This window comes from Chitinimonas violaceus (assembly GCF_052601015.1).
Genome location: NZ_JBQXDJ010000263.1, coordinates 1 through 333 on the forward strand (window position 1 = coordinate 1; position 333 = coordinate 333).

1 rRNA gene is annotated in these 333 nt (G+C 59.2%); it reads left to right on the top strand.

The features are described 5' to 3' along the window. Nucleotides 1-108 (top strand): 5S ribosomal RNA (gene rrf / locus ACUHMQ_RS21220); the annotation flags it as partial. Nucleotides 109-333: the final 225 nt, after the last annotated feature.

Here is a 333-nt window from a genome sequence, read left to right on the forward strand (position 1 = left end):
GGCCATAGCGTGTTGGACCCACTCCTTCCCATCTCGAACAGGACAGTGAAACGACACCGCGCCGATGATAGTGCGGATCTCCCGTGTGAAAGTAGGTCACTGCCAGGCGCCTTATAGTGAAGCCCCGATCTCAACAGAGATTGGGGCTTTTGCTTTGCTGTTTGTGGATGGCGTGGGAAACGGCAGGAATCGGCATAGGGGCGGCTAGATTACTTGGCCGACCCCTGCCACACCACCCGGCATGCGGGTCCGCACCGGGCGGTTCGAGAAGTTGAGGTTAGGCGAGTCTTGGAACTCCCAGGCGGTCGAAATAGGCGATCGGCAGCGCACGAT